This is a genomic window from Curtobacterium sp. MCBA15_013 (assembly GCF_001865095.1).
In the GTDB taxonomy this organism is placed as follows: Bacteria; Actinomycetota; Actinomycetes; order Actinomycetales; family Microbacteriaceae; genus Curtobacterium.
This window is the reverse complement of sequence record NZ_MJGQ01000045.1, coordinates 514,145-537,328: the sequence shown is the minus strand read 5'-3', so window position 1 is coordinate 537,328 and position 23,184 is coordinate 514,145. Positions and strand designations below refer to the sequence as shown.

Below are 23,184 nucleotides of genomic sequence, written 5' to 3'. Positions count from 1 at the left end.
CGAGGGCGTTCCGACAGGCACCACCGAAACCGGTGCCGGTGCTGCCGATCCACTCAGGAACCCACTCCGGCGCGACCCTTCACCTTGCGGCAGATGTAACTTTGCAGCCAGCGCAAAGTTTCCGGGAGACCCTGCACATGACCCAGACCGCGACCGCACCCGCGGCACCCACCACCTCGTCCAACGCCGTGATGAACCACCGGCAGATCCTGCTGGTCATCTACGGCCTGATGGCGGGGATGTTCCTCGGCGCCCTCGACCAGACGATCGTCGGTACCGCGATCCGCACGATCGGCGACGACCTGCACGGCCTCGACCAGCAGGCCTGGGTGACGACCGGTTACCTCATCGCGTCGACGATCACAACGCCGATCTACGGCAAGCTGTCCGACATCTTCGGCCGGCGTCCGCTGTTCCTCACCGCGATCGGCATCTTCATCGTCGGGTCGTTCGCCGCGTCGTTCTCGACCTCGATGCTCATGCTCGCCGGCTTCCGCGCGCTGCAGGGCCTCGGTGCCGGCGGTCTGATGTCCCTGCCGCTCGCCATCATGGGCGACATGCTCGCCCCGCGCGAGCGCGCCAAGTACCAGGGCTACTTCCTGGCGGTCTTCGGCATCTCGAGCGTCATCGGCCCGCTGGTCGGCGGTGTCTTCGCCGGGGCGGACCAGCTGCTGTTCATCGCCGGGTGGCGCTGGGTGTTCCTGATCAACGTGCCGATCGGCATCATCGCGCTCTTCATGGTGCTGACGTTCCTGCACCTGCCGAAGTTCGGCGACCGCGGCAAGCCCCGGATCGACTGGTGGGGCGCGACGCTCGTCATCGTGACCCTGGTGCCGCTGCTCCTCATCGCCGAGCAGGGCCGCGAGTGGGGCTGGGACTCCCCCGGCGCCTTCGCCTGCTACGCGATCGGTGCGCTCGGGCTCATCGCGTTCATCATCGTCGAACGCGCGATGGGCGACGACGCGATCCTGCCGCTGAAGCTGTTCGGCTCGCGGGTGTTCTCGATGTCCGCGATCCTGTCGGTCCTCGTCGGCTTCGGCATGTTCGGCGCGATGCTCACCATCCCGCTGTACCTGCAGATCGTGAAGGGCGTCACGCCGACCGAGTCCGGGTTCGCGATGCTCCCGATGGTGCTCGGTCTGATGATCTCGTCGATCGCCTCGGGCCAGATCATCTCGCGGACCGGCAACTACCAGGTCTTCCCGATCACCGGCACGGCGTTCACGGCCATCGGGTTCACCGTCCTGACGTTCCTCACCGCCGATCGCCCGCTCTGGTTCCTGATGCTCGGTATGTTCGGCATCGGCCTCGGGCTCGGGCAGCTCATGCAGACCCTGACCCTGGCGGCGCAGAACTCGGTCAGCCCGCGGGACATCGGCGTCGCGACGAGCGCCGCCACGTTCTTCCGCCAGATCGGCGGCACCATGGGCACCGCCGTGCTGCTGTCCGTCCTGTTCACGCTCATGCCGACGAACATCACGACGGCGATGCAGAACGAGGGAGACCTGAAGAGCGCCCTGAACGCCGCACTCACCCCGTCGGTCGCGAACGCGTCGGACAACAAGGGCGTGATGGACCAGATCTGGAACAAGATCGTCGACCCGGTGCAGCAGAACGTCCAGGACGGTCTCGACAAGGGCGCCGCCCAGGCCAAGGAGGCCGCGGACGCCGCCGTCACGAAGCAGGTCACCGCTGCCGTCCAGCAGCAGGTCGCGGCCGGCACGGTCCCCGAGGCCTCGGCGGACACGGTCATCGCCCAGCAGGTCGCCGCCGCGAAGCCCGCCGCCGAGCAGCAGGCACTCGAGACCGCCGCGTCGAAGGCGAACGCCGAGGTCGTGGACGGCACGCTGCAGGTGGACTACTCGAACGCCGACCAGCGCCAGAACGTCGTCGACGAGGTCGCTCCGACGCTCGTCAAGCAGCTCAAGAGTGGTGACTCGAGCGCGAGTTCCTCGACCAGCTCGTCGACGAGCGACACGTCGTTCCTCAACGGCGCGGACAAGCGCCTCACCCGGCCGTTCCTCGTCGGGTTCAGCGACTCCGCCGTGGTCGTCTACTACGTCGGCCTCGCCGTGATCCTGCTGGCCTTCGTGCTCACCTGGTTCTTCCGCGTGCCGCCGCTCCGCAAGGTCTCGGCGCTGCAGGAGCAGGCGAACACCGAGCGCGCGGACAACGAGCGGGCGACCGCCGACGCGGACCGCCTGACCGTGGACGCCCAGCACGCGGCCGCCCGGACGGGATCACTCGTCTCGCCGGACACCGGCTCGATGGCGGTCGTGCCGACCTCGCCGGACGTGGTGTCGCAGCCGCGCTCGGCCGGTTCCGCGGTCGGTGTCGGTGTCGGGCAGTCGACGACCCGGTCGGGCGGAGCAGCCGGCGGTGCCTCCACCGTCTCCCTCGACGGCACTCGCGCACCGCTGCCCGACGCGACCACGCACGGCGCGCACTCCGCCGCCGTGCCGGTCGACGAGCCGCCCACCACCACGGGCGCGATCCGCACCCGAGCCGCGCACGCCGCGACGGACGTGACCACGGACACCACCGGCGGCGACGCTGCGGAGGCGAGCCGCGCCTCCAGGCCCGACGAGCACGGGCACGGGCGTCACTCAGCCGAGTAGCGACGTGGTCAGCCCGTCGATGTGGTCGACGGGCTGACCACGTCGAACGACGCCCCCGGCAGCCGTCGACGCATCACGTCGACCGCGACCGGGTTGTCGTCCACGAGCACGAACCGCCGGCCGAGCGCCCGCGCCACCGCACCCGTCGTCCCGCTGCCGGCGAAGAAGTCGAGGATCCAGTCACCCTCGCGGGAGGACGCCTGCACGATGCGGCGGAGCACGCCCTCGGGCTTCTGCGTCGGGTAGCCGGTCTTCTCCTTGCCGGTCGGGGACACGATCGTGTGCCACCACACGTCCGTCGGGAGCTTGCCGCGCTCGCGCTTCTCGGGTGTGACGAGCCCCGGTGCCATGTAGGGCTCACGATCGACCGCCTCGGAGTCGAACCAGTACCGTGACGGGTCCTTCACGTAGACGAGGATCGTGTCGTGCTTCGTCGGCCACCGTGACCGGGACTTCGCACCGAAGTCGTACGCCCAGACGATCTCGTTGAGGAAGGACTCCCGGCCGAACAGGGCGTCGAGCAGGACCTTGGCGTAGTGCGACTCGCGGTAGTCGAGGTGGAGGTAGAGGGTGCCGTCCTCGGCGAGGAGCCGCCACGCCTCGAGCAGCCGCGGTTCGAGGAACGACCAGTAGTCCTCGAACCGGTCGTCGAAGCGCATGAGGTCGCCGCGGACGCGCTCGTAGGAGCTCCCCCGGAAGCCCGTCACCCGCTCACGTCGGCGATCGGCAGCTGTGGCCTCGTCGCCGACCGTCGGCTCGCGGACCGCGGCGCTCGCGTGCCGACGCTGGTAGCGGCCGGTGTTGAACGGCGGGTCGAGGTACACGAGCGTGAACGAGCCGTCCGCCAGGGTCGGCAGGACGTCGAGGTTGTCGCCGAGGACCACCCGGTCCGGGCCTCGATCGTCGCCGCTGTGCACGTGCACCATTCTGGTCCACGCGGCGTCTCGTCCCCGCGGAGCCCGCGGGCCGGGCTCAGCCGCAGGTCACCTGGGAGATCGTCGCGTCGTCGTCCGGCAGCCACGCGCCGCCGGCCCAGACGTCCACCGGTTCGCCCGCTCGCAGTGCCGTCGCCACCACGAGGTCGTGCGGACCGGGCAGCGTCGCGACCTCCTCGTCCACGGAGAACTGCACGGTCGCCGAGTCGCAGGACGCCTCGGGGGTGACCTCCCACCCGGCGCAGCCGTAGTCGACGCAGCCGTCCGGCCAGGAGCCGTCGGCGTCCTCGGCGTCGGAGTCGAGCGGGCTCCGGGTCAGCGCCACGGCGTGCTCCGGTGCGGTGGAGCAGGTGACGTCGCGGATGCCGCCCCACTCCTCGGACCCCTGCTCGGTGAGGACGAGCGGTCGCCCGGAGGTCAGCACGACCGTGCGGGTGTCGGTGCGCACGTCGTCACCGCTCTCGGTGGCGGAGAACCCGACCGTGACCTGGGCCGGCCCGTCGCACTCGCTGTCGATCTGCCACGCCCAGCAGCCGTCCGCGAAGTCGATCGCTCCGCAGGTCGCATCCCACGTCTCGTCGTCGCCGATGAACGACGCGGTGACCGTGCCGTCGTCCGAGGTCCACGGCGCCGGGTCCCCCGCGTCCGGTGCGTCCTGGTCCGGTGCGTCGTCGTCCGGGCCGCTGTCGTCCGGGACGCTGCCGTCGGGTGCGGTGTCCTGGAGTCCGTACGCGAGCGTCTGCCCGTCGCTCTGCAGCGCACGGACGACGGGGTCGACGGCCGTCGTCGCGCCGACGACGAGCAGGAGGGCGGCGGCACCCGCGGTCACGGCGACGACCGTACGGGTGCGGTGGCGCAGCGGCGAACGCTCCGGTGCTGTGTCCGCCACGGCGAACGGCCGCACGGCGGGCAGCCCCCACGCCGCCGCCTCCCAGGCGGCCACGGCTCGGTCCTCGTCGAGCTCCGGGAACGCCGCCCGTGCCCGCGCCGGGACCTCCGTCCGACGCCACTCCGCCGCATCGTCCCGGATCGAGGCCGCGGTCCGGTCAGCGAGCTCGCCCGCCCGCGCGGAGCACACCACCAGCACCGCGATCCCGGCCACGAGCGGCAGGAGTCCGACCACGGCCAGACCACCGAGCGCCGCGACGACGATGACCGCGGCGAGCGCGAGGAGCGCCACCACGAGGCCGATCCACTGCGCGACGCGGAGGCGGCGGGCGGCGGCCGGCACGAAGCCCCGGAACGACCGCGGGACCGGGGCCCAGGAGCGCCAGCCCTCGGGTGCGGGCGGGATCCCCGGTGCGGGCGACCACCCCGGTGCGGGCTCGGCGGCCTGGTGCAGTTCCACCCACTCGGCGGAGAGCGTCGGCCACCCGGGAGGCGTCCGGAAGCGGAACGGCGGGGTCGTCTCGTGCTGCACGATCAGACCCTAGCCCGGCGTCCAGCGCGCACACAGGCCCTTCTTCGGGAGGGGCGTAGCGTCTGCTCCATGGCGACACCCGAGGTCCGGAACGACACCGACAAGCAGCAGTACTCCCTCGTCGAGGACGGCGAGGTGATCGGCTTCGCGGCGTACGAGGTCGACGGCGACGAGATCCGCTTCGTCCACACTGAGGTGGACCCCGCGCACCGCGGCGGTGGTCACGCCTCGATCCTCGTCGAGCACGCGCTGGACGACGTCCGCTCGGGGTCCTCGCGCCGGGTCGTCCCGCAGTGCAGCTACGTCGCGGCCTGGATCGAGCGGCACCCGGACTACCAGGAGCTCACGACCCGCTGACGCGGCTCGCGCGTTGCCGGCTCCCGCCAGGACGAGTCGTCAGTACGACCGGTCGTGCGTCCCGGCCCGCACCGCGTGCCGACCGGCGCTGCGCACCGCCGGCACCTTGATCAGGACACTCCCGCTGAGCAGGTCGTGGTCGTCGTCCGCCGGCGTCGGTGCCTCCCTCGGGAGGCGCGACTGCCGTTCGTACTCCGCTTGCGTCTCGTGACGGGTCGGCGCGAACACCTCGTCCATCATCGAGACCACACCGCCGGATCCGCCGCTGCGCGTGGCCTTGTTCGACAGGTCGATCCACCCCACGCGATCGGCGATCCACATCACGACGGCCGCGGCGGCCACCGCCCCCAGGAGGATCAACCAGTTCACGCACACGACGCTACGTCGGCGATCGGACGGGGACATCCGCCGCGCGGAGGATTCTCACGATCCACATGGCTCGTTCTTCAGGACGACACCCACACTGGTCCTGCGGCCGCCCGGAACCCCCCTCTCCGGGCGGCCGACCACGTGCGGCAGGAACCCCACAGTGCCCCCGACCGCCCGGGCGGTCGGCCACGTTCCAGCGCTGCGTGCCAGGATGGCGACGTGCTCGACGACGCAGACCGCGACCTCATGCGGGCGTTCGCCCGCTACATCGAGAAGGCGAACGAACTCGCCGCCGCGGAACAGCAGGCGGTGACCACACCGATCGGTGAACGGATCGGCGCCCACCTCGGCGTCGACCCGCAGTCGGTCCCCGTGGTCACCGAGGAGTTCCCCGACCACCGCCTCGTCGACGCGGACATCGCCCTCGAGGAGCTCGCCGGCACCGACCCCGACGCCCTCGTCGGCATCGCGGGCGACGACAGCCGGTTCCACAGCTCCGTCAGCGAGTTCATCGCGAACCCCCACATGCGGTGGGCGCCCGGCCCCGTGAGCTACGCCACCCGGGCCACCGGTGCCGACACCACCCGTCGGGTCGTGTCGTTCGGCCTCCGGTTCCTCACCTTCGACGGCGCTCCGGTCGCGGTCGTCCAGCGGTCGGCCAAGCCGGAGTACGGCCGTGGCCGCGCCAGCCTCGAGATCCTCTCCCCCGACCAGGACGCCGCCACCGCGTTCCTGCTCCGCCTCCGTGCCCTGATGATCGAGCGGAGCGTCCTGCGCGGGCAGGTCCTCTCGTTCGTGCAGTCCGAGTACGGGTCCGATGCCGGGGCGACGTTCCTCCGCCGGCCCGAGGTCGACGCCGACGACGTCGTCCTCGGCGCGGGCGTGCTCGACGAGGTGGTCGACCACGTCGTGGGGATCGGCGAGCAGCGTGCGGCGCTCCTCGCGGCCCGACAGCACCTCAAGCGCGGTGTGCTCCTCTACGGCCCTCCCGGGACGGGCAAGACGCTCACGATCCGGCACCTCCTCACCCGGACGACCGGGGTCACCGCGATCCTGCTCACCGGCTCGAGCATCGCGGCGATCGGTGCCGCGGCCGAGATCGCCCGGACGTTCCAGCCGTCACTCGTCGTGATGGAGGACATCGACCTCGTCGCGATGGAACGCCACAGCTCCCCGCAGCCGCTGCTGTTCGAGGTGCTCGACGCCCTCGACGGGCTCGACGGCGACGCGGACGTCGCCTTCGTGATGACCACGAACCGGGTGTCCGTGCTCGAACGCGCCCTCGCGGACCGTCCCGGCCGGGTCGACCTCGCCGTGGAGATCCCGCTCCCCGCCCTGCCCGAGCGCGTCCGGCTCTTCCGTCGGTACGCCGGCTCGCTGCCCTTCTCCGAGGCCGCCCTCGCCGAGGCGGCCGAGCGTGCCGAGGGCACGACGGGCTCCTTCGCCAAGGAGCTCATGCGGCGGAGCGTCCTCGGTGCCGCCCTGCGCGGTGCCGAACCCGCCGACCTCGACCTGCGTGCAGCGCTCGACTCGCTGCTCACCGAGCGGAGCGCCCTGACCCGGAAGCTGCTCGGCACGCGCTCCGCCGACGACACCGGCGAGCCCGACGACATCGACGAGGACGACGACGCCGAGGACGAGGACGAGCACGAGGTCACCTTCAGTGGCTCGTACGTCGCGCCGGTGAACCAGGCCTTCCTCCGCCCGGGCCGGTCGTCGGGCGCCATCGACCTCGTCCTGCGCGCCCCCGCCGACGACGACGACGAGGACGAGGACGATCAGCCCAGGTCGTAGGTCCGCTGTCCGGCCTCGAACCCCTTCGGCACGACGCCCACGTACCAGTACGTCACCACGTCACCACGTCGGACCGCCTCCGGCGCATCGCTGAGCGGTCGCGCCCGGAGCGTCAGTCCGCCGGGCTCCGGCACGGTGATCGACATCCGCGTCGTGGCCCCGCACGGAGCGTCCGTCCGCCCGAGCACGTCCGCGACGTCGGCTCCGGCCGTCGCGCGGAAGTACTTGCCGTCGACACCGTTGCACGCGAGCAGCAGGTCCCAGTCGCCGGCCGGGACGTTCTCGAGGGTCACCATGCCCTCGCCGGAACCCCCGGCCCCACCGCGACCGTGCTCGGGGTCGGTGATCGCCGTCTCCATCAGCGACGTCCACCGCTGCAGCCCGGACTGTGCGTCGCTCGAGGCGTCGTCCGGAGCACCGTCCGAGCACCCCGCGAGGGCGGTCGCGACGAGGCCGACTCCGACGAGTACCGACAACGGACGGGGTGATCTGCGCACCTGCCGACCCTAGGGGGTGCCGCGCGTGGTCGACAGCCGCCCGATCAGGGGACGCGCTCGAGCCACTCCCGCGTCGCGAACTTCGACGCCACGAGCTCCTGCGCCCGCCGCCGCTCGTCCGCGGTCACGTGCCCCTCGTGCGCCCCGTACAGCTTCGTGAAGGTCGCGATGAGCCGGTCGATGATCTCCGCACGGGTGAGTCCGGTCTGCGAGCGCAGCGGATCGACGCGCTTCGCAGCCGAGGTCGTCCCCTTGTCGCTCATCTTCTCGCGACCGATGCGCAGCACCTGCACCATCTTCTCGCCGTCCATGTCGTAGCTCATGGTGGCGTGGTGCAGCAGCGATCCGGTGCCGAGCCGCTTCTGTGCTGCGCCGCCGATCTTGCCCTTGGTCGACGAGATGTCGTTGAGCGGCTGGTAGTAGGCCTCGATGCCGAGGGACTTCAGCGCCTCGATCACCCACTCGTCGAGGTACGCGTACGAGTCGGCGAAGGTCATGCCCTGCACGAGGTCGGTCGGCACGTACAGCGAGTACGAGATGATCGCGCCGGCGTCCATGAACATCGCGCCGCCGCCGGAGATCCGACGGACGACCTCGACGCCGTACTTCGCGGCACCCTCGGGGTCGACCTCGTTCTTGAGGGACTGGAACGACCCGATGACGACCGCCGGCTGGTCCCACTCCCAGATGCGGAGGGTCGGGCCGCGGCGTCCGGCCCCGACCTCTTCCGTGAGGACCTGGTCGAGCGCGAGGTGCTCGTTCGGGCTGATCGGCCCCTCGTGGATGATCTCCCAGTCGTACTCACGCCAGGTCGACGCGCGCGACAGGGCACGGCGGACGGCGACCCCGACGGACTCGGGCGTGAACCCGAGCAGGACGGCGTCCTCCGGCAGGGCGGCACGGACGGCGGCGGCGATGCCCGCCGCGTCGGTCGTGGCCGGCAGCCCGTCCACGGCGGCGTCGATGAGCGGCAGCGCGTCGTCCGGTTCGAGGAAGAAGTCCCCGGCGAGCCGGAACTGGTCGATCACCCCGTCGACGACCTCGAGGTCGACGACGACCAGCTTGCCTCCCGGGACCTTGTACTCACCGTGCACACCACGAGCCTACGCCGCGGCGGACGGGAGGCGCGGGGCGGCGCCGCCCCGCGCCTCCTGGCCGTCAGCCGGTACCGTCTCAGGACGTGCGCGCGACCGCCCGGTCCAGCCACGCGACCAGGTCCGCGACGACCTCGTCGCGGTTGGTCTCGTTGTAGACCTCGTGCCGCGCCCCCTCGTACACCCGCACGGTGACGTCGGAGAGCCCACCGCGCCGCCGGTACGCCTGCGCGAGGCGCTCGACCGATCGCGGGCCGCCGAGCGAGTCCTCGGACCCGACCTGCAGCAGCATCGGCAGGTCGTGCGCGATGCCCCGACGCGGGACCCCGAGCAGCCGGAGGGCGTCCCGCAGCCCGAAGAGGCCGATGACGTCTGCCTCGACCGCGAGCGGGTCGGCCGCGACGGCCTCGATGACCGCCCGATCCCGGGTGAGCCACTCGAACTTCGTCGGCCCCGAGCCCGCGTGCCGGGCGTTCAGGTCGCCGCTGTTCATCCACCCCGGCAACCGGTACGCGCTCGCGGAGAGGACGACCCCGTCGTAGGACCCGGACGACGTGTTCACGATCCGCTGGGCCATGAGCGAGCCCCACGAGTGGCCGAGCAGCACGAGCGGGACGCCGGGGGTGTCCTCGCGCGCGACGGCGCTCATCTGCTCGACGGCCGCGATCGCGGCGCGCAGGCCTCCGGGGCCGAGCCGTCCGAGCTTGGCGTGGTCGCCGTCCCACTGCGCGAGGCCGGTCCGACCGTGCCCGCGGTGGTCGTTCGCGTGCACGGTCCAGCCCGCGCGGACGAGGTCCTGCGCGAGCGGCTCGTACCGGAGTCCGTGCTCGCCGACCCCGTGCGCGATCTGCACGATGCCCTTCGGACGCGCCGCACGCCAGGTCGAGTAGACGATCTCGACGCCGTGCGCGTCGGTGAACGAGGCGTCGCCTCGCGCTGCGGAGAAGGTGGGCACGTGAGCATCCTCGCAGACGGGTCGGACGCAGCCAGGTGGCCGCCGGTGTTCACCCGGCGTTCACGCAGCGGGTTCGGAGCAGGCCTAGCGTCTCGCGCATGGACGTCCTCGTCACCGTGGTGCTGGTGATCGTGGTGGCCCTCGTGTTCGACTTCACGAACGGCTTCCACGACACCGCGAACGCCATGGCCACCTCGGTCGCCACGGGTGCCCTCAAGCCCCGCACCGCCGTGCTCATCTCCGCCGTCCTCAACGTGGTCGGCGCGTTCCTGTCCACCGAGGTCGCGAAGACCGTCTCGCAGGGCATCATCCGCGAGGGGCAGGACGGCATCCACATCTCGCCGACCATGATCTTCGCGGGACTCGTCGGCGCCGTCCTCTGGAACCTCGCCACGTGGTACTTCGGCCTCCCGTCGTCCTCGACCCACGCGCTCTTCGGCGGGCTCATCGGAGCGTCGATCATCGGCGCGGGCCTGAACTCGGTCGACTGGGCGACGGTCGTCTCGAAGGTCGTCCTGCCGGCCCTGCTCTCCCCCGTCATCGCGGGCGTCATCGCCCTCGTCGCGACGTACATCGCGTACACGCTGACGAAGAACGCGACCACCCACGGTGCGGCGACGGGCTTCCGGCACGGCCAGACGATCTCGGCGTCGCTCGTGTCGCTCGCCCACGGGACGAACGACGCGCAGAAGACGATGGGCGTCATCACGCTCACGCTCATCGCCGCGAACTACCAGTCCGCCGGTACCGGCCCGGCGCTCTGGGTGATCCTGGCGTGCGGCCTCGCGATCGGCCTCGGCACCTACATGGGCGGCTGGCGGATCATGCAGACCGTCGGCAAGAAGATCTCCGACGTGCAGTCCCCGCAGGGCTTCGCGGCCGAGACCAGCTCGGCGGCGACGATCCTCGTGTCCTCGCACCTCGGCTTCGCACTCTCGACCACCCACGTCACGAGCGGCTCGGTGATCGGCTCCGGCCTCGGCAAGAAGCTCGCCGACGTGCACTGGTCGGTCGTCGGTCGCATCGTCGTCGCGTGGGTGATCACGCTGCCCGCGGCCGCGGTCGTCGGTGCCCTCGCCACCTGGGTCGCGTCGACGTCCACCATCGGGCTCGTCCTGGTCGCGGTGCTCGCCCTGGCCGCCGGCCTGGCGTTCTACGCGCTGGCCAAGCGACGCCCGGTCTCGCACGAGGACATCACCGCGGACGAGGCCGAGCGCGAGCCCGTCGCGGCCCGGAACTGAAGGGGACGACGATGGACATCGACTTCACCAGCATCGGCACCGTCGCGGGGGTCGGCTTCGTGGCCGCGGTCGGCGTGGTGCTGCTCTACACGCTCGGGCTGCGGCTGCTCGGCACCGGCCAACCGGTCGACGCCGGGGGCGAGCACACCCAGTACGCGCAGGAGACCCCGAGGTCCGGCCACACGCCCCCGCTCGCGCTGGCGGGTGCCGGGCTGTGCTTCGCGGTCTGCATCGCTGCCGTGCTCTTCGGCATCTGGATGACGATCCCGCAGTTCCACTGAGCGCCGCGCGGGCGGGCGCGCGGCCGCGCGGGTGCGCGGGCGCGCGGGCGCGCGGGCGCGCGCTTGGTGAGCAGAAATGGTCGGGTCCGCACGCCGGACCCGACCGTTTCTGCTCACCATGCGTGACGGGAGGCGCGGCTCGCGTGGGCAGACCCGCTTACGCCCGCCGCGCCTCCCGTCCGACGGCCCGGGGCACGCGAACGCCCGCGCACCCCGCAGGCGCGCGCATGGTGAGCAGAAATGGTCGGGTCCGCACGCCGGACCCGACCTCTTCTGCTCACCATGCGTGACGGGAGGCGCGGCTCGCGTGTGCAGACCCGTTCACGCCCGCCGCGCCTCCCGTCCGACGGGCCCGGGCGCGCGAACGCCCGCGCACCCCGCAGGCGCGCCCAGGCGCGCACTCGGTGAGCAGAAGTGGTCGGGTCCGCACGCCGGACCCGACCATTTCTGCTCACCATGCGGCGCCGGCGCCGGCGCCGGCGCCCGCGCCCGCGCACGGACGCAGCGCCTCAGTGGGCGCTGTAGCCGCCGTCGACCAGGTGGTAGCTGCCGCTGATGAAGGACGCCTTGTCGCTGAGCAGGAACAGCACCAGGGCCGCGACCTCGGCATCGGTGCCGAGTCGCTTCGCCGCGTGCTCGGCCTCGAGCGCGGTGAGCGCGTCGGGCGAGAGCGACGCGCGCACGAGCGGCGTGTCGATGAAGCCCGGGCCGACCGCGTTCGTCCGGACGCCCTGCGCCGTGTACTCGAGGGCGGCGACCTTCGTCAGGCCGACCAGCGCGTGCTTCGACGCCACGTAGGCGGCGTTCTGCGCGATGCCGACCGAGCCGAGCACCGACGACATGTTCACGATCGCGCCACCGCCGGCGGCGACCATCGCGGGGATCTCGTAGCGGAGGCCGTAGAACACCCCGTCGAGGTCCACCCCACGCACGCGGTCCCACGCGGCGACGTCGTACTCGCCGATGGGCTGCGGTGCGGCGCCGATGCCAGCGTTGTTCACGGCGAGGTGCAGGGCTCCGTAGGTGTCCACGGCGAACTGCACCATGCGCTCGTTGTCGGCGGCGACGGCCGAGTTGGCCTCGAACGCACTCGCCGTCCCGCCAGTTTCCTCGATCGACGTCACGACCCGCTGTGCGGAATCGAGCTTGATGTCGGTGACGACGACCGTCGCGCCCGCAGCGGCGAGCTCCTTCGCGACGGCCTCGCCGATGCCGCTGCCGCCACCGGTGACGATGGCGACCTTGCCCTCGAACTCGGACATGATTCCTTCTCTCTGGACAACACCTGTTGTTCAACAGCACGATACACCCGAAAACCAGTTCGTTCGCTGAACTAATTTGCTAGGCTAACGACCTGTGACCGACGCCACCGACCTCCGCATCGCGGTGAACCGCCTCTCCCGTACGCTCCGTGCGCAGAAGGCCGACACCACCGTCAGCGATGCCCAGTTCTCCGCGCTCGCCCGACTGCACCGCGACGGCCCGATGACCCTCGCCGAACTCAGCCGGCAGGACGGCGTCACCCCACCGTCGATGACGAAGACGATCGCCGGCCTCGTCGAGCGCGGCCTCGTCTCGAAGGGCGACCACGGCGACGACCGCCGCAAGGTCCTGCTCGGGGCGACCGGCGCCGGTGCCGCGTTCGTCGAGGAGACCCGTCGTCGTCGGGACGGCTGGCTCACCCCGCGGCTCGCCGAGCTCACCGACGCAGAACGGCGGACCCTCGCGGACGCCACCGAGATCATGAGGAGGCTCGCCCAGCAGTGACCGCCATGTTCCGCTCCCTGTCCGGCCGCAACTACCGCATCTGGTTCGCCGGCGCCCTGGTGTCCAACGTCGGCACCTGGATGCAGCGCACCGCCCAGGACTGGATCGTCCTGACGAAGCTGTCCGACAACGACGCCATCGCGGTCGGCATCACGATGGCCCTGCAGTTCGGTCCGCAGCTGCTCCTCCTGCCGCTGACCGGGCTCGCCGCCGACCGGTTCGACCGGCGAAAGATGCTCATGCTGACGCAGGGGTTGATGGGCGCCCTCGGCCTGGGGCTCGGCATCATGGTGTTGACCGACACCGCCACGATCTGGTCGCTCTACGGGTTCGCCCTCGCGCTCGGCATCGTCGCCGCGTTCGACACCCCGATCCGCCAGGCCTTCGTGTCCGACGTCGTGCAGGGCGAGAACGTCGCCAACGCCGTGGCGCTCAACTCGGCCTCCTTCAACGCCGCCAGGCTCATCGGCCCCGCGGTCGCCGGCGTGCTCATCGCGGCGATCGGCTCCGGCTGGGTGTTCGTCATCAACGCCGCCTCGTTCCTGGCCGTGCTCATCGCGCTCCGCTTCGTCGATCCCGCACAGCTCGCCGAACGGATCCGGCCGAAGCGCGGCAAGGGGCAGATCCTCGCGGGCTTCCAGTACGTGCGGACGCGGCCGGACATCATCGTCGTGCTCTGCATGATCTTCGTCGTCGGGACCTTCGGCGTGAACTTCCCGATCTTCACGTCGACCATGGCCCGCGTCGAGTTCCACAAGGGGGCGGGCGAGTTCGGCCTGCTCAACTCGGTCATGGCGATCGGTTCGGTCGCCGGCGCCCTGCTCTCCGCACGCCGCGACCGCCCGCGGATGCGCACGCTCGTCATCGCCTCCGCCGGGTTCGGCCTGGCCTGCGTCGCGGCCGCCGTCGCCCCGACGTACTGGTCGTTCGCGATCGTCCTGGTCTTCGTCGGGCTCGCGTCGCTGACGTTCATGACGACCGCGAACGCCCTCGTCCAGACCACCACGAAGCCCGCGATGCGCGGACGGGTGATGGCCCTCTACATGGCGATCTTCGCGGGCGGCACCCCCATCGGCGCCCCGATCGTCGGCGCCGTCGCCGACGCGTGGGGTCCGCGCTGGGCCATCGCCGTCGGCGCGGCATCGGGGTTCGTGGCCCTGGCGATCGCGCTCGTGTGGCTCATCCGGTACGAGCGCTTCCGGGTGCGGTACGACGCGGACACCCGGCTGCACCTGGCGATCACGCACGCGGTGCCGGTCGTGGGGACCCGCGCGTCGCGCGCGGCGCTGCGGCAGGACCTGGAGCGCGACGAGGCGGTCGCGGACCGGTCCAGCGCGGTCTGACGTGACCGCCTGACGGACGGGAGGCGCGGGTCGGCCCCGCACCGCGCCTCCCGTCCGTCGTCAGGTCCGTCCAGGGCGCGGTCCGGCACACGGGTTCGGGCGCGGCTCAGCGCGCGCGTTCAGCGCGGCTCAGCGCGCAGGTTCGGGCGCGGCTCAGCGCGCGGGTTCGGGCGCGGCGAAGACGCGTTCGTCGAGGGCCTGCACCACCAGGTCCGCCGCCGCCGCGAGCCGCTCCCCCGCGGCGCGGGCTGCCAGCACCGCGCCGTCGCCGGACACCGACTCGAGGCCCGCTCGAGTGTCCGCGAACGCACGCACCTCGTCGGCGACGCACGACGGCGCCACGTCGGCGAGGCACTCGTCCGCCCGCCGCGCGAGGAACCGCAGCGACCGCGGACTGTGCTCGTCCAGGAGCAGGAACGCCGCGGCGTCCTCCGGCCCGGGCGTGTGGTGGTCGCGGCCGCGCTGGAACGCCTCGCCGGCGCCGCACGCCCGGAGCGCCGTCGTCCAGGACGCACCCGACTCCGGGTCGAGCAGCCCCGACGCGAGCAGGCGCGCCGTGGCCGAACACCGCTGCAGCGCACGGCCGAGCGTGAAGAACTCCCAGACCTCGTCGTGACTCGCATCGGCCTCGACGACCCCGATCGCCAGGGCGCTGCGCTCCCGCACCCACGCCAGGAACTCGTGGGCACGATCGGGTGCGACCTTGCGGGGCATCCGCGACCGGGTGACGTTGAGGCAGTCCCACAGTTCGGTGGAGACGACCTCACGGGCACGCCGGGCGTTGTCCCGCGCGACCGCGACGGCCGACGCGATGGACGCCGGTTCGTGCCGGTCGAGGGCGAGGGAGTCGATCGTCGAGGCCCGGTCCGGGTCGTTCGCCGGTCCCGCGGCCCCCACGACCGCCCGGAGCTCGGCGGCGACCGCCCGGTCGTGCTCGACCCCGGCGGGCTCACCGCGGGCGACGTACACGTCGAGCATGCGCGCGACGACCTCGGCCCGTTCCACGGCGCTCCCGACGTGGAACACGCTCCCCGCGAGTCGGCTCAGCACGTCGGCTCCTGCATGCCGTGAACCTACTGACCGGGGATTGCGAGGGTGTTTCGTCGCCGCGTCACGGGTGTTGCGGCTCGGCGCGGACCCCGCTGGTGCGCCCGTGTGCCGGGTCCGATCCTGGACGTCCGGCGTGCGTCCCCGGTCCACTCTCCGCGCTCGCTAGACAATCTAACTAGAGCGTCTAGCATTGTGACCATGAGTACCGAGGTGACGACGAGCGCCGCGGGGTTCTGGTACGGCGAGGATTCCCGGGTCGACGCGGTGGACGTGCTGAACGCACTCCGCAGGTACCGGAGCGCCGAGAGCGCGGCACAGCGACGCGCGCGTGAGGCACTGGGCATCGGCGAGAACGCCCTGCTCGCCCTCCGCGCACTCCTCGACGCGGAAGAGGCCGGCCGTACGGTCAACGCGAAGGACCTCGCCGAACACCTCGACATCACTCCGGCGTCGACGTCGGCACTCGTCGACCGGCTCGTCCGGAGCGGGCACGTCGAACGCCACCCGGACCCGAACGACCGTCGCGGCGTCATCCTGACCGCGTCCGGTGGCTCGATGCGCCAGGTGCTCCGGGTGATCGACCAGCTCGACTCCCGCGCGGTCGAGGCGACCGAGCACCTGTCGACCGACGACATGGCCGTCATCGTGTCGTTCCTCGACGAGATGGTCCGCGTCGTGGACGGCGTCGACGTCGCCGGTCGTGGGCACCGCGTCAGCCGGTCCGCGTAGCCTGCTGGCATGGCAGACACGGGCACCGACGGCACCGCGACGCCCGCGCCGCACGACCCCGAGGACGACATGCCCGTGGCGGAGCTCGACGCCCGGGCCCGCGCGGACGCCGCACTCCGTCGGATCCAGGCCGGGGCCGATCCCGCGCGCGAGGCGTTCGACCTCGCCAACACGATGAACGACGAGACCGTGGGGCGCCTGACGAACGCGCTCCGACGGTTCCTCGGACGGGACGGGCGCCGCACGGCCCGGCGTGACGACCTGCGCTAGAACGCCGTGCCGACGGCCGCGATGTCGTCGCCGCCGTGTCCCGCAGCGCTGGCGTCGGCGTAGACCCGGCCCAGTGCGTCGAGCAGGACCGTCGACACCCCCGTGCTGCGCGCGGCGTCGGTGATGAGGCCGATGTCCTTCCGGAGACCGTCGAGCGCGAACTGCGCCGGGAACGATCCCTCGATGATCGACCCGCCCTTGGTGTGCGCGTAGGCCGAGTCGCTGGCGCTGCCGTCGATCGCCTCGAGGAAGAGCGCCGGGTCCAGCCCGAGCGACTTCGCGACCGCGAGCGACTGCCCGGTCGCGGCCGTGATCGACGCGATCCAGGCGTTCGCCGCGAGCTTGAGCGCGGTCCCGGCACCGACCTGGTCCCCCGCACGCACGGTCTTCGCGCCGATCGCGTCGAGCACCGGGTCGATGCGGTCGAGCACGTCCGCGGGTCCGGCGGCGAGCATCGTCAGCGTGCCCTGCTCGGCGGGTGCCTTCGTGCCGAGCATCATCGCCTCGACGAGGGTGATCCCGTACTTCGCGGCGAGCTGCACGACGGTCTCGGTGCCGGCGACGCCGATCGTGGAGCACTGCACCCACACGGCGTCGGTCGGGGCGTCGCCCGCGGAGGCCTCGAGGACGTCCACCACCGCGTCCGTGTCGAAGAGCGTGAGCAGCACGACCTCGGCATCGGCCACCGCTGCGCCGGGGTCGTCCGCCACGGTCGCACCCTGCTCACCCAGCGGAGCGGCCTTGTCGGCGCTCCGGTTCCACACGGTCACCGTGTGGCCCTCGCGGAGCAGCGACCCAGCCACCCCGGCACCCATCGCCCCGGTCCCCAGTACCGTCACCCGCACGCGCGTCTCCGTCCCTGCGCCGCACCGTGCGGTCGCCCGTTCGACGGTACGCGCCGTCGATCAGAGCAGTCCGCGGTCCCGGAGCCACACCGCCGGGTCGACCGCCACCCCACCGTGGAGGACCTCGAAGTGCAGGTGCGACCCGGTCGAGACGCCGGTGTTCCCCACGGCACCGATGCGCTGCCCTGCCGTCACGGTCTGCCCCACCCGGACACCGATCTGGGAGAGGTGCCCGTACCGGGTCTGGGAGCCGTCGGCGTGCTGCAGCAGGACCTGGTTGCCGTACCCGCCGACGACCCCGGCGGACACCACGCGTCCGGACATCGCCGCCACGACGGCCGTCCCCTCACGCGCGGCGAAGTCGAGCCCCTGGTGGTTCGTCGAACAGGCACCGCAGCCGCTGACCCACCGCGAGCCGAAGCCGCCCGCTGCCGGGATCGTCCCCGCGACGGGCCTGGCTGCCGAGGCGCCCGGAGCCGGCTCGGACGACGGGGCCGCTGCCGCGCGACGCTCGGGTGCCCGGCCGATCGCGAAGCCGTCCCGCTCGGCGCGGGCGGTCGACGTCGCCGAGGTCGTGTACTCCTGCACGTCGAGCGCCGGGAGCACCGACGTCACGCTCGCTGCGGTCGCCGTCTGCGGTGTGGCGACGGTGACGAACAGGCACGCGGCGACGGCGGTCGCGGTGAGCGGGACGGCCCGTGCGGACGCGAAGGCCGAGCCGATCGAGCGGAGCGGCAGCGTGATCGCCTGGGTGACGGCATGCCCGAGGGCAGTGGGGCGGATCGCGGGCGTCTCGGTGCGCAGCGTCCGTCGCGACGGCAGGGGCTGCGGGTTCCCTGCGCTGGTGGAGACCGGGGCGGCGGGAGGGGACACCGCCGCCCCGGTGGTCGAGTGGGTGACGGCTCCGGTCGTCACGGTCGGGGACACGACCGGGACGGCCGGCGGGGCCGACGCAGCCCGCCGGGCCGACGGTCTGGCTGCCGGTGGGGTCGACGGCTCGGACGCCGGGGGTGTCGGCGCGGGCGACGCCGCGGGGAGATCGGGATGCCGGAGGCTGGCGGTGCCCGGAGTGTCGACGCCTGGCACCTCGATGCTCGGAGCAGCGGCGCGCGGCGTCGTGGTGAGAGTGTCGGTGCCGGGCGCGGTGGTCGGGTCCGCCGCCGCACGCTCTGCCGCACGGCGAGCACGACGGGTGGGCAGCGGCTCGACCCCGGCCGGGGCGTTGGCCGCGTGGCGAGCGGCGCCCCGCGGGCGCATCGGCAGGCGGTCCGTCGTCGTGGACATCGGCTTCGTCGAGGGCCGGCTCAGGCGCGGACGACGCCGTCGCGGGCGATGCGGTCGAGCTCGGTCACGACGGCGTCCACCACGGCGCGGGTGATCGCGTCGGCGACGGCCTCGACCAGGACGAGCTGCTCCGGAGCCACCGCGTGGGCGGTCGTCGCGGCGACCACGCGCGTCGGGATGGCCTCGATCGCGGCGACGAGCGACGCCGGGACGAACACGGGGCCCTGCGGCTCGGCCGGGGCGGTCATCGGCGAGGTCGGCGCGGGGGCGAACGTGGCCCGGGAGATGGTCGGCGCGCTCGGAGCTGCCGGTGCCGCCGGAGCGGGGGTCGGCCGTTCGGCACGGCGGGCGATGGAGTCGAAGAGCGGCGTGGAGGACATGCTGCTTGCCTTCCGATCAGGTGGTCGGGCGTCCCGTTCTCGGGCGGGACGCGGTCGGAGTGTGCCCCTGGGCACGACTCCATTCAACCACCAGTATTTCAGATGTGCAATAGCATGTTTCGTGTATGCGCTCGTCAGTCGGGCTCGACCGCGGCCGTCGGGTCGTCGCGTCTGAGGACCTGCCGCACCCGTTCGACGATCGTCGCCGGCGGGTTGTTGTAGGCGTTCGCGGGTTCCTGTCCGCTGAGCTCCTGGATCGCCGCCATCACGGCGTCCGTCGCGTGACGACGAGCCCGGCCGGACGAGGCCTCTCCGAAGCCGGAGAGGTCGAGCGGCGTCCCGAACTCGACCGTGACCTTCGCGAGCTTCGGGACGCGCGACCCCACCGGCTGGACGTCCTGGGTGCCGGTGAGGGCGACGGGCACCACGGGTGCACCACTCGTCAGGGCCAGCCAGGCCACTCCGGTGCGGCCCCGGTAGAGACGGCCGTCGAGGGACCGGGTGCCCTCGGGGTAGATCGCGAACGCATCGCCGGCCCGGAGCCGCTCGAGCCCGAGGTCGAGGGCCTCCTGCGCGGCCGAACCCGCACCCCGCTCGACACCGATCGCGCCGATGCCCTCGAAGAAGCCCCGCGTCACCGAGCCCCGGAAGCCCTTGCCCGTGAAGTACTCCTTCTTCGCGAGGAAGAACACCTTCCGCGGGGCGAGGAGGCCGATCGTCGGGGAGTCGATGAACGAGCGGTGGTTGCTCGCGAGGATCACCGGGCCACGCTTCGGGATGTTCTTCCGCCCGATGATCCGCGGCCGCCAGATCATGCGAGCGAGCGGCGCCACGAAGGCACGGCTCAGCGTGGTGTACTTCGACGATCCGGACACACGGGCCTCCTCGTGACGGGAGTCTCCGAGTGTAGTGATCACGACCCCGATCGCATGCCCGCCACGGAATGTGTCGCGATCACTCGGCCGCGGCGACGACGTCGAGCACCGCACGGCCGTAGCGCTCGAGCTTCGCCCCGCCGACGCCGGAGATCTCGGCGAGCTGGTCTTCGTCCGACGGCTTCACCGCCGCGATGCCCCGCAGCGTCGCGTCGTTGAAGACCACGTACGCCGGGACGCCCTGTTCGCGGGCCTGGGCCGCACGCCAGGCGCGCAGGGCCTCGAACAGCCCGAGGGCTTCCTGGGGCATGTCGGTCACGACGGTCCGACGGTTGCGGGAGGCCCGGGGAGCCTTCACCGGGTCGCGCCGCATCCGGACCTGCACGCGGCCCCCGAGGACGTCGGCGCTCGTCGGGCTCAGGACGACCGTGCCGAACCCGTCGCCGGACACCGCCGCGTAGCCCTGCGCGAGGAGCTGTCGGGCGACGGTGCGCCACTCCGCTTCGCCCAGGTCGCTGCCGATGCCGAACGTGGCGAGGGACTCGTGCCGGAGCTCCTGCACGCGGGGCGACTGCTTGCCGACGAGGATGTCCACGAGGTGCGAGACGCCGTAGCGCTGCCCGCGTTCACGGTCGAGCCGGACCACGGTGGAGAGGAACTTCTGCGCCGGGACCGTGCCGTCCCACGACTCGGGCGGGGCGATGCAGGTGTCGCAGTTGCCGCACGCCGTGCTCTCCTGCCCGAAGTACGCGAGCAGTCGAACGCGCCGGCACTCGATGGTCTCGCACAGGGCGAGCATCGCGTCGAGGTGCGCGCTGAGCTGCCGTCGGTGCGCGGCGTCGCCCTCGGACTGGTCGATCATCCGGCGCTGCTGCACGACGTCGTTCAGGCCGTACGCCAGCCAGGCGGTCGAGGGGAGCCCGTCGCGCCCGGCACGACCGGTCTCCTGGTAGTAGCCCTCGACCGACTTCGGAAGGTCGAGGTGCGCCACGAACCGGACGTCCGGCTTGTCGATCCCCATGCCGAACGCGATGGTGGCGACCATGACGACGCCGTCCTCGCGCAGGAAGGCGGACTGGTTCCGTTCCCGCACCTTGGCGTCGAGACCGGCGTGGTACGGCAGCGCCGGGATCCCCTGCTCGGACAGCGCGGCCGCGGTGCGCTCGACCGAGTTGCGGGAGAGGCAGTACACGATGCCCGCGTCGCCGCTGTGCTCGGTGCGGATGAACGTGAGGAGCTGCTGCAGCGCCCCGGTCTTCGGTTCGATGCGGTACTGGATGTTCGGCCGGTCGAAGTCGGCGACGAAGTGCGCGGCGTCGTCGAGGCCGAGCCGGGCGGAGATCTCGCGGTGGGTCTGCGGCGTCGCGGTGGCGGTCAGGGCGATGCGCGGCACGGTCGGCCAGCGCTCGTGCAGGACACTGAGCTCGAGGTAGTCCGGCCGGAAGTCGTGGCCCCACTGGGCGACGCAGTGCGCCTCGTCGATGGCGAACAGGGCGATCTGCGCGCGGTCGAGCAGTGCGCGCGTGGACTCGAGCCGGAGCCGCTCGGGCGCGAGGTAGAGCATGTCGACCTCGCCCGAGACCACGGCGCGTTCGACCCGGGCACGTTCGTCCGGCCCCTGCGTGGAGTTGAGGAACGCGGCCTTGACGCCGTTCGCCGCGAGGGCGTCGACCTGGTCCTGCATGAGCGCGATGAGCGGCGACACGACCACGCCGACGCCGTCCCGCACGAGCGCCGGCACCTGGTAGCAGAGCGACTTGCCACCGCCGGTCGGCATGAGGACGAGCGCGTCGCCCCCGGTGACGATCTGGTCGATGATCGAGGCCTGTTCGCCCCGGAAGTCGTCGTAGCCCCACACGCGGTGCAGGACGTCGAGCGCGGCGGCTCGGGAAGCAGACACGGCGGCGGGCGCGGGCGTGGTGCTCATGCCACGAGCCTACGGCCGACCGGCGACACCCACGGCGTTGTCCACAGGTGCTGCGTCCGCCCCGTCGGCCGAGCCGGCCGTCTCGTCGAGGCGGGCCGGGGCGCTCGCCCAGCCCGTGCCTCCTGGACCGAACCAGCGCCCGCCACCCGCCCAGACCGGTGTCGGACCACGGAACCGCGGTGCGGCCGCGCCCGCGAACCGGCGGTCGAGGTGGCGCCACCGGGCGAGCACCTCGACCATGCCCCAGTAGAGCAGCGAGGTACCGAGGGTGACGAGCCAGCCCTGCCAGGTCCCGTTGGCGTCCTGCGACGAGAGGTCGATCCGCGACCACCCCGGCGCCTGCAGCACGAAGATCATGATGTTGTTGAAGGCGTGCTGCAGCACGGTCGCCTCGAGACCGCCGGTCCGCAGCACGATGATCGCGGCGATGAGGCCGAACGACCCGACGTCGAGGATGCCCCAGACGTTGTAGCCGTTCGGGATGTGCAGCAGGGCGAACACGACGGTCGACACCGCGACGGCGAGGACCGTGCCCACGATGCGGACCGGGATCCACGAGCCGATGGTCTGCATGAGGAAGCCGCGGAAGATGTACTCCTCCGCCGCGCCCTGGAACGGCACGAGCACGATGACGAGCACGAGCGTCGTGGTGAGCGTGCCGAGGGACACCGTCGACTGGCCGATCGCGGCGTGGTTCCAGGCGAAGCCACCGTCCGTCGTGATCATCCCGCCGTCCCAGAAGAGCCCGGTCTGCACGACGAACATGATCGCCGCGATGACGAGCGTCGGGATGAGGCACCAGGCCGTCCAGCCCCAGCGCACCCGGAACCGCGTGGACGACAGGATCCCGGCGGGACCGACGCGCGCGATCTTCACCGCGAGCAGGATGCCCGGCAGCAGGACCACGAGGGACACGAGCGACAGCGACAGCACCACCGGGTCGGTGGGGTCGAGCGCCCCGCTCGCGAGGTCGTTCTGCAGGTCGATGACCCCCTGCGGCCCCTGGTTCGCGCCGATCGGCACGAAGTACGCGACGGCGATGATCACCTGCGAGACGAAGTACCAGCCCGCGAGGAACGCCAGCGCCACGAGCGGGCGCCACCACCTCCAGCGTGCGTCGACGCGGGGCAGGCGGTGGTAGGGAACGCTCACG

At 72.1% G+C, this 23,184-nt stretch carries 23 protein-coding genes; 9 read left to right on the top strand and 14 right to left on the bottom strand.

Annotated features, from left to right (window positions below; genetic code table 11):
* The first annotated feature begins 137 nt into the window (after positions 1 to 137).
* Complete coding sequence (locus tag BIV01_RS16445) at positions 138 to 2,618, top strand: MDR family MFS transporter (RefSeq protein ID WP_071303532.1); 2,481 nt, start codon at positions 138 to 140, stop codon at positions 2,616 to 2,618.
* Positions 2,619 to 2,626: 8 nt separating this feature from the next.
* Here the strand turns inward: BIV01_RS16445 and BIV01_RS16440 are convergent, their stop codons facing one another.
* Positions 2,627 to 3,544 (bottom strand): DNA-methyltransferase, encoded by a 918-nt coding sequence (locus BIV01_RS16440; RefSeq protein WP_071303531.1) that lies wholly within the window; start codon positions 3,542 to 3,544, stop codon positions 2,627 to 2,629.
* Between the two features lie 46 nt (positions 3,545 to 3,590).
* A complete protein-coding gene (locus tag BIV01_RS16435; RefSeq protein WP_071303530.1) occupies positions 3,591 to 4,973 on the bottom strand; it encodes a hypothetical protein in 1,383 nt (460 codons plus the stop codon).
* 69 nt (positions 4,974 to 5,042) lie between these two features.
* Here BIV01_RS16435 and BIV01_RS16430 point away from each other — a divergent pair, with 69 nt between their 5' ends.
* Positions 5,043 to 5,330: a GNAT family N-acetyltransferase gene (locus BIV01_RS16430; RefSeq protein ID WP_070416961.1), complete on the top strand. Its 288-nt coding sequence runs from the start codon at positions 5,043 to 5,045 to the stop codon at positions 5,328 to 5,330.
* Positions 5,331 to 5,369: 39 nt separating this feature from the next.
* On the opposite strand, the gene BIV01_RS16425 is transcribed toward BIV01_RS16430, so the two are convergent.
* Positions 5,370 to 5,699, bottom strand: a complete 330-nt coding sequence (locus BIV01_RS16425; RefSeq protein ID WP_139199469.1) for a hypothetical protein — start codon at positions 5,697 to 5,699, stop codon at positions 5,370 to 5,372.
* Positions 5,700 to 5,918: 219 nt separating this feature from the next.
* Between BIV01_RS16425 and BIV01_RS16420 the strand changes: the two genes are divergently transcribed.
* Positions 5,919 to 7,493, top strand: coding sequence for an AAA family ATPase (locus BIV01_RS16420; RefSeq protein ID WP_071303529.1), 1,575 nt, complete (start codon positions 5,919 to 5,921; stop codon positions 7,491 to 7,493).
* Here the strand turns inward: BIV01_RS16420 and BIV01_RS16415 are convergent.
* From BIV01_RS16415 to BIV01_RS16405, 3 genes are all read right to left on the bottom strand, one after another.
* Positions 7,478 to 7,990, bottom strand: a complete 513-nt coding sequence (locus tag BIV01_RS16415) for a hypothetical protein (protein WP_139199467.1) — start codon at positions 7,988 to 7,990, stop codon at positions 7,478 to 7,480. The genes BIV01_RS16420 and BIV01_RS16415 overlap by 16 nt on opposite strands.
* 44 nt (positions 7,991 to 8,034) lie before the next feature.
* Complete coding sequence (locus BIV01_RS16410) at positions 8,035 to 9,084, bottom strand: lipoate--protein ligase family protein (protein WP_070416964.1); 1,050 nt, start codon at positions 9,082 to 9,084, stop codon at positions 8,035 to 8,037.
* A 79-nt stretch (positions 9,085 to 9,163) separates the two neighbouring features.
* On the bottom strand, positions 9,164 to 10,039 hold the full coding sequence (locus BIV01_RS16405; RefSeq protein ID WP_071295057.1) for an alpha/beta fold hydrolase: 876 nt from the start codon (positions 10,037 to 10,039) through the stop codon (positions 9,164 to 9,166).
* Positions 10,040 to 10,137: 98 nt separating this feature from the next.
* Here BIV01_RS16405 and BIV01_RS16400 point away from each other — a divergent pair, with 98 nt between their 5' ends.
* Positions 10,138 to 11,280, top strand: a complete 1,143-nt coding sequence (locus tag BIV01_RS16400) for an inorganic phosphate transporter (RefSeq protein WP_071303527.1) — start codon at positions 10,138 to 10,140, stop codon at positions 11,278 to 11,280.
* Between the two features lie 11 nt (positions 11,281 to 11,291).
* Positions 11,292 to 11,561, top strand: coding sequence for a hypothetical protein (locus BIV01_RS16395; protein WP_071303526.1), 270 nt, complete (start codon positions 11,292 to 11,294; stop codon positions 11,559 to 11,561).
* Positions 11,562 to 12,070: 509 nt separating this feature from the next.
* Here the strand turns inward: BIV01_RS16395 and BIV01_RS16390 are convergent.
* Positions 12,071 to 12,823: an SDR family NAD(P)-dependent oxidoreductase gene (locus BIV01_RS16390; protein ID WP_071303525.1), complete on the bottom strand. Its 753-nt coding sequence runs from the start codon at positions 12,821 to 12,823 to the stop codon at positions 12,071 to 12,073.
* A gap of 94 nt (positions 12,824 to 12,917) precedes the next feature.
* Between BIV01_RS16390 and BIV01_RS16385 the strand changes: the two genes are divergently transcribed.
* The gene (locus tag BIV01_RS16385) at positions 12,918 to 13,328 is read left to right on the top strand and encodes a MarR family winged helix-turn-helix transcriptional regulator (protein ID WP_071303524.1); all 411 of its coding nucleotides are present in this window, start codon (positions 12,918 to 12,920) and stop codon (positions 13,326 to 13,328) included.
* Positions 13,329 to 13,333: 5 nt separating this feature from the next.
* Entirely contained in the window at positions 13,334 to 14,671 is a 1,338-nt protein-coding gene (locus tag BIV01_RS16380) for an MFS transporter (RefSeq protein ID WP_071303607.1), read from the top strand.
* Positions 14,672 to 14,824: 153 nt separating this feature from the next.
* Here BIV01_RS16380 and BIV01_RS16375 read toward each other — a convergent pair whose 3' ends face one another.
* Complete coding sequence (locus BIV01_RS16375) at positions 14,825 to 15,721, bottom strand: alpha-E domain-containing protein (protein WP_071303523.1); 897 nt, start codon at positions 15,719 to 15,721, stop codon at positions 14,825 to 14,827.
* A 198-nt stretch (positions 15,722 to 15,919) separates the two neighbouring features.
* Here BIV01_RS16375 and BIV01_RS16370 point away from each other — a divergent pair, with 198 nt between their 5' ends.
* Both BIV01_RS16370 and BIV01_RS16365 read left to right on the top strand, forming a co-directional pair.
* Complete coding sequence (locus tag BIV01_RS16370; protein ID WP_070419236.1) at positions 15,920 to 16,450, top strand: MarR family winged helix-turn-helix transcriptional regulator; 531 nt, start codon at positions 15,920 to 15,922, stop codon at positions 16,448 to 16,450.
* A gap of 9 nt (positions 16,451 to 16,459) precedes the next feature.
* Positions 16,460 to 16,720, top strand: coding sequence for a hypothetical protein (locus BIV01_RS16365; protein ID WP_071303522.1), 261 nt, complete (start codon positions 16,460 to 16,462; stop codon positions 16,718 to 16,720).
* Here BIV01_RS16365 and BIV01_RS16360 read toward each other — a convergent pair.
* From BIV01_RS16360 to BIV01_RS16335, 6 genes are all read right to left on the bottom strand, one after another.
* Positions 16,717 to 17,565, bottom strand: a complete 849-nt coding sequence (locus BIV01_RS16360; RefSeq protein WP_254791858.1) for an NAD(P)-dependent oxidoreductase — start codon at positions 17,563 to 17,565, stop codon at positions 16,717 to 16,719. The genes BIV01_RS16365 and BIV01_RS16360 overlap by 4 nt on opposite strands.
* Before the next feature lie 60 nt (positions 17,566 to 17,625).
* Entirely contained in the window at positions 17,626 to 18,480 is an 855-nt protein-coding gene (locus BIV01_RS16355; protein ID WP_217642566.1) for a M23 family metallopeptidase, read from the bottom strand.
* A gap of 389 nt (positions 18,481 to 18,869) precedes the next feature.
* A complete protein-coding gene (locus BIV01_RS16350) occupies positions 18,870 to 19,229 on the bottom strand; it encodes a hypothetical protein (RefSeq protein WP_071295050.1) in 360 nt (119 codons plus the stop codon).
* Between the two features lie 134 nt (positions 19,230 to 19,363).
* On the bottom strand, positions 19,364 to 20,104 hold the full coding sequence (locus tag BIV01_RS16345; RefSeq protein ID WP_070416975.1) for a lysophospholipid acyltransferase family protein: 741 nt from the start codon (positions 20,102 to 20,104) through the stop codon (positions 19,364 to 19,366).
* 79 nt (positions 20,105 to 20,183) lie between these two features.
* Positions 20,184 to 22,031 (bottom strand): DNA helicase RecQ, encoded by a 1,848-nt coding sequence (gene recQ, locus BIV01_RS16340; RefSeq protein ID WP_071295049.1) that lies wholly within the window; start codon positions 22,029 to 22,031, stop codon positions 20,184 to 20,186.
* A 9-nt stretch (positions 22,032 to 22,040) separates the two neighbouring features.
* On the bottom strand, positions 22,041 to 23,183 hold the full coding sequence (locus BIV01_RS16335) for a CPBP family intramembrane glutamic endopeptidase (RefSeq protein WP_139199465.1): 1,143 nt from the start codon (positions 23,181 to 23,183) through the stop codon (positions 22,041 to 22,043).
* Position 23,184: the final 1 nt, after the last annotated feature.

Bases quoted from the DNA above. Each gene is read 5' to 3' on its own strand.
- BIV01_RS16445 (WP_071303532.1), top strand. From the start codon at position 138: ATGACCCAGACCGCGACCGCACCCGCGGCACCCACCACCTCGTCCAAC.
- BIV01_RS16440 (WP_071303531.1), bottom strand. From the start codon at position 3,544: ATGGTGCACGTGCACAGCGGCGACGATCGAGGCCCGGACCGGGTGGTC.
- BIV01_RS16430 (WP_070416961.1), top strand. From the start codon at position 5,043: ATGGCGACACCCGAGGTCCGGAACGACACCGACAAGCAGCAGTACTCC.
- BIV01_RS16400 (WP_071303527.1), top strand. From the start codon at position 10,138: ATGGACGTCCTCGTCACCGTGGTGCTGGTGATCGTGGTGGCCCTCGTG.
- BIV01_RS16395 (WP_071303526.1), top strand. From the start codon at position 11,292: ATGGACATCGACTTCACCAGCATCGGCACCGTCGCGGGGGTCGGCTTC.
- BIV01_RS16390 (WP_071303525.1), bottom strand. From the start codon at position 12,823: ATGTCCGAGTTCGAGGGCAAGGTCGCCATCGTCACCGGTGGCGGCAGC.
- BIV01_RS16380 (WP_071303607.1), top strand. From the start codon at position 13,334: ATGTTCCGCTCCCTGTCCGGCCGCAACTACCGCATCTGGTTCGCCGGC.
- BIV01_RS16370 (WP_070419236.1), top strand. From the start codon at position 15,920: ATGAGTACCGAGGTGACGACGAGCGCCGCGGGGTTCTGGTACGGCGAG.
- BIV01_RS16365 (WP_071303522.1), top strand. From the start codon at position 16,460: ATGGCAGACACGGGCACCGACGGCACCGCGACGCCCGCGCCGCACGAC.
- BIV01_RS16350 (WP_071295050.1), bottom strand. From the start codon at position 19,229: ATGTCCTCCACGCCGCTCTTCGACTCCATCGCCCGCCGTGCCGAACGG.
- recQ (WP_071295049.1), bottom strand. From the start codon at position 22,031: ATGAGCACCACGCCCGCGCCCGCCGCCGTGTCTGCTTCCCGAGCCGCC.